Annotated in this window: 10 protein-coding genes; 7 read left to right on the top strand and 3 right to left on the bottom strand. The window is 43.0% G+C overall.

The genetic code is table 11. The annotated features are described in order from the left end of the window. Positions 1-19: 19 nt before the first annotated feature. Together CQ839_RS16805 and CQ839_RS16800 are read right to left on the bottom strand one after the other, a co-directional pair. Entirely contained in the window at positions 20-1,036 is a 1,017-nt protein-coding gene (locus CQ839_RS16805; RefSeq protein WP_103669448.1) for an aromatic ring-hydroxylating dioxygenase subunit alpha, read from the bottom strand. Between the two features lie 71 nt (positions 1,037-1,107). Then, positions 1,108-2,139 (bottom strand): aromatic ring-hydroxylating dioxygenase subunit alpha, encoded by a 1,032-nt coding sequence (locus CQ839_RS16800; protein WP_103669447.1) that lies wholly within the window; start codon positions 2,137-2,139, stop codon positions 1,108-1,110. Between the two features lie 463 nt (positions 2,140-2,602). Here CQ839_RS16800 and CQ839_RS16795 point away from each other — a divergent pair, with 463 nt between their 5' ends. The 7 genes from CQ839_RS16795 to CQ839_RS16765 all read left to right on the top strand — a co-directional run bounded on the left by CQ839_RS16795 (position 2,603) and on the right by CQ839_RS16765 (position 9,622). Continuing rightward, positions 2,603-3,382 (top strand): ABC transporter ATP-binding protein, encoded by a 780-nt coding sequence (locus tag CQ839_RS16795; protein ID WP_103669446.1) that lies wholly within the window; start codon positions 2,603-2,605, stop codon positions 3,380-3,382. A gap of 740 nt (positions 3,383-4,122) precedes the next feature. Next, a complete protein-coding gene (locus CQ839_RS16790) occupies positions 4,123-4,641 on the top strand; it encodes a glyoxalase-like domain protein (protein WP_103669445.1) in 519 nt (172 codons plus the stop codon). A 127-nt stretch (positions 4,642-4,768) separates the two neighbouring features. Then, complete coding sequence (gene carA, locus CQ839_RS16785; RefSeq protein ID WP_103669444.1) at positions 4,769-5,941, top strand: glutamine-hydrolyzing carbamoyl-phosphate synthase small subunit; 1,173 nt, start codon at positions 4,769-4,771, stop codon at positions 5,939-5,941. A gap of 234 nt (positions 5,942-6,175) precedes the next feature. After that, complete coding sequence (locus CQ839_RS16780; protein WP_103669443.1) at positions 6,176-7,270, top strand: RuBisCO accumulation factor 1; 1,095 nt, start codon at positions 6,176-6,178, stop codon at positions 7,268-7,270. A gap of 376 nt (positions 7,271-7,646) precedes the next feature. Then, entirely contained in the window at positions 7,647-8,204 is a 558-nt protein-coding gene (locus tag CQ839_RS16775) for a dCMP deaminase family protein (RefSeq protein ID WP_103669442.1), read from the top strand. A 9-nt stretch (positions 8,205-8,213) separates the two neighbouring features. After that, the gene (locus CQ839_RS16770) at positions 8,214-8,663 is read left to right on the top strand and encodes a hypothetical protein (RefSeq protein ID WP_103669441.1); all 450 of its coding nucleotides are present in this window, start codon (positions 8,214-8,216) and stop codon (positions 8,661-8,663) included. A gap of 41 nt (positions 8,664-8,704) precedes the next feature. Further along, positions 8,705-9,622 (top strand): type IV pilin-like G/H family protein, encoded by a 918-nt coding sequence (locus tag CQ839_RS16765; RefSeq protein ID WP_103669440.1) that lies wholly within the window; start codon positions 8,705-8,707, stop codon positions 9,620-9,622. Between the two features lie 187 nt (positions 9,623-9,809). Here the strand turns inward: CQ839_RS16765 and CQ839_RS16760 are convergent, their stop codons facing one another. Further along, on the bottom strand, positions 9,810-10,964 hold the full coding sequence (locus CQ839_RS16760) for an alanine--glyoxylate aminotransferase family protein (RefSeq protein WP_103669439.1): 1,155 nt from the start codon (positions 10,962-10,964) through the stop codon (positions 9,810-9,812). Between the last annotated feature and the right edge of the window lie 224 nt (positions 10,965-11,188).

Below are 11,188 nucleotides of genomic sequence, written 5' to 3'. Positions count from 1 at the left end.
CGAAACTTGAGTGCCTTGGCTAAGAATGATGCTCCGTCTCACCATACTGCTTGAATAGTGCAAGTAGTTTGCGCCGCATCACGATTCCTGGCTGGTCAGATGGCATATGCTGCTCGACTGCCACATCAAGTGGAGTGTCGTAGTTTGTCGTTTCCAGAACAACTCGATCTTCCAAAACGACTTGGCGATCAAAGGCAATCACATCTTCGGCACTTACATCAGATTCTGTGTCATTGCGTACACAGAACTGCACAATCTGAGAAATGCGATCGCTTACAGGAGTTGCCGCCGTAAAAATCGAATGCATTAATCCATTGGGATAAGTAATTTTTAATGTGCGGCTAAACGGCATATGCCAAGTCGATTCGACAAATCGAGTTGTAAAAGCTTCGGTCATGCCGAGATTCTTTTGTTGTGCAGGCGGATTAATTACTGGAACCTCTGATTTAATCACCAGACCAAATTCGAGGGTTGTGATTTCGGAAGCTGCTGGCTTTGGTTGCTCAATACTGCCAAATGATGCGGCATGGACAAAGCTAAAATGAGCATTATCAAAGGAGTTTTCCATTACCCGCAAACCGCTACATTGCCACTGGTCATAGCATTGAGGAATTAATCGATTAGCAGGATCTTCAGCTTCAGGAATATAAGGAATCGGCAGCAATGGTTCCTTATCTAGACATACCCAAACATATCCATAGCGCTCAGCACATTTGAAGGATTCCACTTTGTAACTGGGAGGGATTTTTTGATCGGGACTAAATTGAGGAACCTTCACACAGACCCCTTGCCCATCATATTGCCAACCGTGATAGGCACAGCGAACGCACCCATCAATGACAACTCCTTTAGAAAGTTGCGTTGTTCGATGACAACAGCGATCGCTTACTGCGACTGGATGACCATCAATATCTAGCCAAAGTGCTAGTTTTTGTCCCAGCAGCTCAAACGGCTGTGGCATTTGGGCACTGAGATGTGCGATCGGCATAACGGGATACCAGAACCGTGTGAGTACTGGTTGTTTAGTAACTAACATTGAGATATTCCTTCATGCTGCATAAGTGTAGATCCCAAACCCATAAGGTTGCGCCCCTTCGGAGCGCAACCTTATGGGTTTGGATAATTCAGACGTTGCTCCACTTCGCCATGCTCTTTCAGTAAAGCCGCTAGTCGATGCCTCATGATGATTCCTGGCTTATCCGACGGCATATGCTGCTCCTCTGCTAGAGACAATGGCGCATCAAATTCAGTGGTTTCCAATACATCACGATCTTCTTGCGTCACCTGACGATCAAAGGCAATAATGTCAGCCGCTTTTGCATCTTCTTCTGTATCATTTCGCAAACAGAACTGAACTAACTGAGTCGTCTGATCATCAATGGGAGTATAAGCCGTAAAAATTAGATGAATCAAGCCATTGGGATATTGGATTTTCAGCGTGCGGGCAAAAGGCATATACCAAGTGCGTTCGTTAGTCCGAATCGTCTTTTCGGAAGCAATTCCTAAATTCTTCTTTTGGAGGTCTGGATTCAGAACTTCCACCCAATGCTTCATCACAAAGCCAGTATCAGTTTCTATGGTTTCGTCGATAGGAGGTGGCACTGGGTTACTCTGATCACCCCATGATGAGGCATGGACAAAATGTCCATGCGCGCTATCAAAGGAGTTTTCGATCACCCGCAAGCCTCCAACTTTCCATGTTTCATAAAACTCATGAATCATGCGAAAAGATGGGTCTGTCACTGCTGCGATCTCAGGAATTGGATGCAATGGCTGCTGATCTAAACAAACCCAAAGATACCCATACCTTTCAACACATAGATAAGAGTTCACCTTGTAAGTTTTAGGTAGCTTCTCACTCTCTAGTTGAGGTACTTTCACGCAGGTTCCCTCAGAGTTGTATGACCACCCATGATAAGGACAACGAATGCAGCCATCAATCACAACGCCTCTGGATAGCTGGGCTGATCGATGGCAGCATTGGTCGGCAACAGCAGCAGGTTTACCATCTTTATCGATCCAGAGAGCAATCTTTTGTCCCAATAATTGAAATGGTTGGGGTTTGTCAGCAGAGAGTTGCGCGATCGGCATCACTGGATACCAGAAGCGCTTAAGTACAGGTTGTTTGGTGACCAACATGAATATAAAACCTTGGATAGAGAAGTTTTTTGAAAGTGAATTTCACTGTGTTGTAGATACTGCTAAGACCAAAGCCATACTTTCCTATCCCAAGCTTGCTGATAGTGTCAGCGCTAACAAAACTGTGCACATAAATAACATTCAAAGATCAATGCGTATACTGTATACAAGTTCTTGCTGTATCTAAGGCGAGTAGACAGGAAGTTTCTGTATATATAAATACAAAGAACTGTGGCTTAAAACCTTACCCAATCAAATGAGAGGTAAATTAGGTGATGCATCAGAGATTTGTGGAAGAAGTGTCACTGCGATCGCCATACTTGCCAATGCTACAAAGCTTAACCGAAGAGGACTTATTATTGTATTCATAGAACATCGTGAAATATGGTAGCGTATCGCTTACAGCGCAAAGCGATGTAAAAACAACTTTACCGAAAATCAGCAAAAGCACATCACAATTGTCATGAATATAAATAGCAAATCAATCTTAGCTATTCAGCAAGTAACCCGTCGCTTTGGGGGCTTGGTGGCAGTAAATGAAGTGTCATTTGATGTGCAAGAAAATGAAATCTTTGGCGTGATTGGACCAAACGGAGCAGGTAAAACGACGCTATTTAATACAATCACAGGATTAATTGCGCCGACGAGTGGCAAGGCTCTCTACGATGGGAAAGAAATCACTAACCGCCGTCCGCATCAGATTGCTAAATTTGGAATTGCAAGAACATTTCAGAACATCCGTTTATTCGGAGAACTATCTGCTTTAGAGAATGTAGCGATCGCAAGACATCTCAGTACGACTACAGATATTTGGAATGGAATTTTAGGACTTCCACCAACTGCAAAAGAAGAGAAGCAAACCTATGATCGCGCTTTAGAATTATTGGAACTTGTAGGACTGAGCGATCGTGCTGATGTTAAAGCCAAAAATTTCTCCTATGGTGATCAGCGCCGTCTTGAGATTGCTCGTGCTCTTGCGCTACAACCAAAATTATTATTACTAGATGAACCTGCCGCAGGAATGAATCCTAATGAAAAAGGGCAATTAAGTGATTTTATTCGCAGTTTGCGCGATCGCTTTGAACTCACAATTCTTCTGATCGAGCATCACGTACCTTTAGTAATGGGACTATGCGATCGCATTGCCGTTTTAGATTTTGGACAATTAATTGCGATCGGCAAGCCCGAAATTGTTAAAAGCGATCGGGCAGTAATTGAAGCTTATCTTGGTGATGAAGGTTAAATAAATGCGAGATACTTCTAAACCTTTTTCAACGGATTTGAGCTTTTAGTCCACAATTGAATGCACATCTACATTTATCGGCAATTTCTTGATTCCAAAATTGGCGACTTAGCAAAATTTGGTGTTTTTTAGATTTAGAAACCATTTAAGAATTACTTTCTGCGGTCAAAAGCTCTAAGAGATCCCCCTCAATCCCCCTTAAAAAGGGGGAAGAATTAAATTCTCCCCCCTTTTTAAGCTACCGTGTACACACAAGTCAACTGTCTACGTTTCGATTTATCTCAGCCCCCTAAATCCCCCAATTCTGGGGGACTTTGAAAGAATTTTATTTTCTTGTTCCCCCAGAATTGGGGGTTAGGGGGCGATTAATTGTTGACTTGAATAGGTTTTATGACTTGTGTGTACACCGTAGCTTTTTAAGGGGGGCTGGGGGGGATCTAGACAATTCTTAAATGGTTTCTTAGATCTAAGAAAATACAGCAATTCTCATTATGAAACCGATTTTAGATTTTTCAGCGCCTACGGCGCTGAAAAATCTAAAATCGGTTTTGATGAAAGTCCGCCAAAGGCGGACTTTCATCAAAACCGATTTTTAAAATGAGAATAGCTGAAGAAAATATTATTCTTAAACTAAAGAGAAAAATGCAAGATTTATCGCCAAAATGTTACTCAATGACTTAAACCTATTACAGTTGCGTTAAACTAAAAAAGCTTAGTCTCTAATATGTAGTTGCTTTCCGATGGAGTCACTGTTTTCTACTCAAGGCATCATGGTTATGCTGCTTGGGGCATATGCTGTTGCCATGTGGATGTTCCTCACCAGCGCACCTAAAGTACATACGATCATGGTATCAAATCTTGATCAAGCACGATATTTTTACGAAGGCGAGTTAAAGCTGCCGATCGCAGATGTGCCGCTACATTATTACTATGGCTATGAATATGGCATGGGCGCACCTGCCGATCCCATTTATATTCCTGCTGAAGCTAGACGCTCTCAATCCAAATATTCAGCAGACATGGAAGGCGCATGGTATCAGTTAAAGAAAAACATACAATTGCACATTGTCCCTGGGGCTAATGCTACCGACGCAAACCGAGGACGACATATTTGCTTTAATCGCGATTGTGTAGAGCAACTCTTGTTGCAGATTCAAGTCAAAGGTATTAAACACAAAGTCCGTAGTGAAAAGCCGCTCAACTTTTTGGTCAAAGACCCCGATGGTCAAGTAATTGAAATAGCTGAAGTTCTTAACTAAATCAAAAGAAGGCTTGCAATGCAAGCCTTCTTTTTTGATCTTGTGACCTAGATAACGTTTAGAATGTCCGCTAGTGTCCAAAATAAGTATCTGAACAGTGGACAGCAACGAACGAGTATTTGAAGATATGGCAACAAAGCAAGCAGCGATTTTGGTCTTGGCGGATGGTACTTGTTACCGTGGCTATGCGTTTGGCGCATCAGGAACCGCGATCGGCGAAGTAGTATTTAATACTGGTATGACTGGCTACCAAGAGGTAATGACCGATCCCAGTTACCGTGGTCAAATTGTAACTTTTACCTGCCCTGAACTTGGCAATACAGGCGTAACGCCCGAAGATGATGAGTCCGATCGCCCACAGGTGCGTGGCGTAATTGCGCGTAACATTACGGCTGTCCCCAGTAATTGGCGATCGCGTCAGTCTTTGCCCGATTACCTCAAAGCTCATAATGTCGTCGGCATTGCAGGAATTGATACTCGCGCTCTTACCCGTAAGTTGCGATCGCTGGGTGCGATGAATGGCGGTATTTCCACGGAAATTCTTGATCCTGAAGTCTTATTAGCGCAAGTAAAAGCAGCTCCTTCGATGCAAGGTCAAAATCTTGCTCAAGCCGCCTCGACTGATCGCATTTATGAATGGGCTGACAAAACCTTACCTGAATGGGAATTCATCGAACCATCGCAGTTAACTGGTGAAGCCATGACTGTTGTTGCGATCGATTTCGGTGTCAAGCGCAATATTCTTCGTCGCCTTGCTAGCTACGGTTGCCGCGTGATCGTCGTCCCCGCTGACACCCCTGCCGAAAAAATTCTCTCCTACAATCCCGATGGAATCTTCCTATCCAATGGCCCTGGAGATCCCGCCGCCGTCACTCAAGGCATTGAAACCGCTAAAGCGCTGCTAGCTTCTGACAAGCCCATGTTTGGTATTTGCTTAGGACATCAGATTCTCGGTTTATCGATGGGCGGTGACACCTTCAAGCTAAAGTTTGGACATCGTGGACTCAATCAACCTGCCCAAAACCAAGCCGAAAACGCCGATCGCCGAGTGGAAATCACCAGTCAAAATCATGGTTTTGCGCTCACAGGTGAATCCTTTGATGAGTCCGCTGCAAAGTTGACCCATATTAATCTCAACGATCGCACCGTCGCAGGCTTAGAACATAAAACCCTACCTATCTTCTCAGTGCAGTATCACCCTGAAGCCAGCCCCGGTCCTCACGATGCCGATTATCTCTTCGAGCGTTTTGTGAACTCAATGCGCGAACATAAAAATAATCACAAGCAAGTTGCTGCTTAAGACCAATAGCCCTGCACTCAAGTGCGGGCTAAAAACTAAAATCCGTTGAAATGGGTTGAAACAACAGGTTGATTTGATTTAGTCATCTTTAGATGACTTGAGCTTTTAGCCAAGAACTTGAGTTCTTGGCTATTTGTGTGGCTGTGGGATCAAGCCTCTAAGGTGAGATGATATAAAGTTATATGGCAGAGCGAAGCGATCGCTCTCATTTCTAATTTACTTCCAGTTACAACTATGCCAACCCCAGTACCCACACTTCCAACTGATTCTGAAGGGCTTTTGAGACTCTTGCGCCATAAAGAAGGCACTTGGGTGCAGTGGGGGATTGCTTGCCAAATGTTGCAAAAAATGGGCGAGAATTCCCTCGCAATTTTTGAAAACACGGGTTTTGAGCCAGTTCAACAAAATCAGATTGTCGTTGCTTCACAGGTATATGCCAGCCTACAAGCAGGTAATGCTGCTGCTATTGTACTTGCCCATTTTGAGCAAAAGGGAAGTGACATTCTCAATGAGTTGCGTGTACTCAATCAGTCCGAAAGAGTAGCGATGGCAACCTTTGCCCTTGAGAAGAATCTTGATGTTTTGGAAGCCAAAGATGTCGTCAAGGCAATTAAAGAAGCTTCTTCAGTGGCAAATTTACCAGAAGGATTTACTCGCCACCCTGGGGATGCAGTCGTATTGCAAGTTCTGAAAGCGGCTCAAGGCAAAATCGATCCGCAGGAACGCACGAGATTGATTGCGCGAGGATTGCGCTTTGCCCATAGCGAAAAGGCAAGATCGGCGATCGAACGTTTGCTCACCGACATGGCTAACCCCACCAAAAAGAAAGCTCCCAAGCTGCCTAACTTCCGTTACGATGCCGAAGATAGTATTCCTCGGATTTTGCCTGTCGTCGGAACTTTGCCAATGTCAAGCGAACAGTTCACAGCAGTTTCCTCCGCTAATGAAATTGAACCTTTTGGGATTGTGCATTCCTCTGGAGAGTCTACATGGGCAACTCTCCCAGGATGGTTTGTGGTACATGAAGCGGAAGATGGAGTGATCGTTTCTTGTAATACAAATACTTTGCAAGCCGCGATCGCTCAAGAAGAAGTGGTTAGTTCAATTCGCGATCGCGCAGAAGATATTTTAGTACTAGTCGATCGCGCCCAACAGGATTGGGATGAAAATGGCTATTTTGCGATCGCTGATGAAGATGGCAATCTCAAGTTTGCATGGTTTGAGTCCTCTCCAGATGTGAAGTTATTGGGTAAAATCACCCTAACTTTGCGACCTAAACGATTCTTCGACGAAACCGCATCTCAAGATCGTTGGCAGTTTGAAGAATAATCACCATTCAAAGACTTGTATAGCTGTCGCCATTTGTATTACAAATCAAAACCCAAGAATACGATTGGCGGCGCTTCGCGCCGCCAATCGTATTCTTGGGTTTTAAAAACACAAAATGGCTGCGCCACTTTGTGTTTTGGACTAATATGCTTGGCGATCGCTATAAAAATCGCATATTCTCCGATGAGTTATTTTCAATCAAACGAACCACAATAAAATTTTAAAAGTCGTGCAAATCACCACTTTTAAAATTTTATTGGTTCTGGTTTGGGCGTAAAGTGCCGTGAGTATAGCTTCATGCAGCCTATGATAAGCTCTAGACATTGCGGTAAACTATTTTGCACTATTCCTCAAACTCCATAATTATTTATCTCTCATGACAGAATTGATCGAAAATGCTGCATTGAAACAACGCCCCACATGGGATGAATACTTTATGCTGCTGACCAAACTTGCTGCTATGCGATCAACCTGTCTAGCTTTCCCCGTAGGTGCAGTAATTGTCAAAGACAGGCAGGTACTTGCTACAGGTTACAATGGCTCACCCTCAGGTTCAGTCCACTGCACTACACAAGGTTATTGTTATCCAGATATGAGTGATTGCACTGTGAACAAAGATTTCCCCTCAAGGGCAGTTCACGCAGAAGCCAATGCGATCGCCCAAGCAGCTAAACATGGAATTTCCACCGATGGCGCGAGTATTTATGTGACTTTAGAACCATGTATTTCTTGCTTAAAGCTGGTGGTGTCGGCGGGTATTCGCGAAGTTTTTTATGAGACGACTTTTAATAAAGGTAATAACGCAGCTCTATGTCAATCCTTTGTAAATGAGGGCTTGGTAGCTCTCAAGCAGATTAAGATATCAGCATCCGTCTTGCAAAGAGCAGATTTATTTCTGAATTCTCCAACTTCTGAACTACGCTTATTTATTTAGAATTGTTGTATGAGTAATGATAAAACGTCAATCTTATTAGCAGTACGTGGCACAGCTCAAGAAAGACTAAGAGAAATGAGAGCTAGAGTCTTTAGCATCGTTAGTACTGCGATTACTCTTTTTACAGTGTTTATTGGTTGGATTGTACAACGTTCAGTAAAGCCATCACTTCCCGAAACAATTCTATTTATTTGTATTATTGTGATGTTTGGAATTGGGAATTTACTGATTTTAATCGATATTAGGAGAGGTTATATTAAAACAATGGGAATTTCGGTGCGTGTTGAAAAAGCCTTGGGACTATACGAAGTTCAGGTGTTTGATGAGGAAGATGAATCAATATTCCCATCTAGTTATCTAAGACCGATTAAAGGTAAGCATTTTCAAAAATTTGAGCTTATTTTGATCTGCTCAGCGATCGCTTCTATTCTAATTGTGATTCTTAAATATGTTTATTAAGGTTTACTGATAGCTATGGCATGGGCTAAATAGGTGTAAATATGCGAAAAATAATTTTCCGAGAAAATGTCAAAACTATTGTAGTGAGAATGTTTTGCCAAGCGATCGCAATTCCCTGTATCACGGTTGGATTGATCAGTTGTAATAGCATGGGTGATCGCGCCAAAACCTCAACCAATTACAAACTAGCAGGAACTTGGGAATTCAAAAATCAAGATGGAGTCAAAACTGGCATAGCAATTTTTGAAAACCAAAATGAAGTTGATGGCAATGTCTATATTCTGTCTAATAATTCGCCATCAGGTGATTTGTCATTAGGAAAAACCGCGATCGCAGGTAAGTTCAAAGTCAATTCCAGCACAAATCCTCAGCAACTCGATCTTGTTTTTGGCGATCTCACCACTCAAACTATTTATGAAATCGACAATGATGGAAAGTTGAAAATTGCCAATGCGGTTCCTGAGCAACCTCGTCCCACAGTTTTGGATACTCAACCACAACAATTAACTAAGGTTTCAGATAGTACAACTGTTGCCAAAGATGTCAAAATCTTGCGATCGCCTGATTTAGTTAGCTCATCATTACTAATTCGTGAAGCAGAGGGCAAATCCTATATTCGTGTAATCATGCGATCACAGCAGCAAATATTCCAAGAGCAGGGACAATTCTCTCAAGATATCAATCAGTTAAAATCGGGGCTATCGCTTAATTCAGAGTTCTATAGCTACAAAATTACAATCTTGGGAGATCTGGTGCAGAATAATGCGATTCCTTTAAAAGATGGATTAAAAGCTTATACGGGAATTGTCTATGCGATCGCTAGTGATGATGCTAATCAAAAAGTCACAAAGTTACTTCTATGTGAAAGCAATATTCCCACTAAACAAATCCCAACTAAACCTCAAAACCAAGATGAAGGCTATAAATGCCCAAGTGCTTATACTTCAATCAATCCATAAAAAAAGGCGCAAAGCGCCTTTTTTTATGGATTGGAATTACGCAAACGAGCCAAGAACTCAAGTTCTTGGCTAAAAGCTCAAGTCCACTAAAGTGGACTAAAGAATACTTTCGATTAACCCGTTTCAACGGGTTTGAGCTTTTAGCCCGCACTTGAGTGCAGGGCTACAAACCTATGAAGCAGACAAATTAACCGTTCAGAACTTCGATCGCAGCTTTTACACCAGCACCGTAAGTGAAATTAGTGTAGCCAAGAGCCGAAATAGAGGCTTCGAGGGCAGCAATTGCAGTGAGAATATCGCGATCGCCAACAAAGCCTAGATGACCAATGCGGAAAATCTTGCCATTAAGATGATCTTGACCACCAGCCATGACAATATCAAACTTCTTCTTGATCGTGGCGCGAATCTTTTCCGCATCCAAACCTTCAGGTGGAACTACCGATGTGATTGACGCACTAGCTGCATCATCTGGAGCTAGTAAGCCCAGATTGAGAGCTTTCATCGCCGCACGAGTTGCTTCACGATGACGTAGATGACGGGCGAAGATATTCTCTAAACCTTCACGTTGCATAATATCAAGCGAAGCTTGCAGAGCCATTACCATGTTCACCGAAGTAGTGAAAGGCGTGGAGTTTTTAGCAGCATCTTTACGAGCCTTGCCTAAATCGAGATAGAACCTTGGTAGATTTGCCGTTTTATAGGCTTCCCACGCTTTAGGACTGACCGCCACAAATCCCAAGCCAGGAGGAATCATATAGCCTTTTTGAGAACCAGAACCGACTACATCTAGTCCCAATTCATCGATAGGAACATTCATTGCGCCCAAACTGGTAACAGCATCAACGATTATCAAAGCCTTTTCATGAGCTTTAACATAACGATTAATTGCGACAAGATCGTTGAGAACACCTGTCGAGGTCTCACTATGGGTAATGATTACTGCCTTGATCTCTTTGTTAGTATCCGCCTCTAACTTGGCGCGAAAATCTTCGGGATCAAGGGCTTTACCCCATTCAGCCTTAATTACTTCGGCATTCACACCATATGCTTGACAGACTTCGACCCAGCGTTCGCCAAACTTGCCATTATCCCCAACAAGGACACGATCGCCTTTGCTGAGGAAATTAATGATGCCTGCTTCCATTGCCCCCGTACCGCTTACGGTGAGAATTAATACATCATTAGTAGTTTGGTGTAGCCACTTGAGCTTGGCGGTCACATCTGCCATGACCTTGCTAAAATCACCGCTGCGGTGTCCGATGGGAGCTTTTGCCAGTGCCAACAGCGCCTGTTCAGGCACAGGTGTTGGGCCTGGAATCATCAACATCAACTTATCTTCCATGAGTCGAAATCTTGTAATGCTTGGTTTAATACTAGATCTAGTATTCTATAGCAGTATATGAACAAATATAGCAATGCGAGAGATGGCTCGGCTATTCTCATTAAAAAAACGATTTTGGTGTTTCCAGCGCTTTTAGCGCTGGAAACACCAAAATCGTTTTTTTGAAAGCCTGCTATTGAGGCTTGGTGAGTAGTACAGAGAAATTTTTGGAAGCGCTGCTTAGC

It is taken from the genome of Pseudanabaena sp. BC1403 (assembly GCF_002914585.1).
Classification (GTDB): Bacteria; Cyanobacteriota; Cyanobacteriia; order Pseudanabaenales; family Pseudanabaenaceae; genus Pseudanabaena.
Note: the sequence above shows the minus strand (reverse complement) of the source record. Positions and strands in the feature narration are given on the sequence as shown.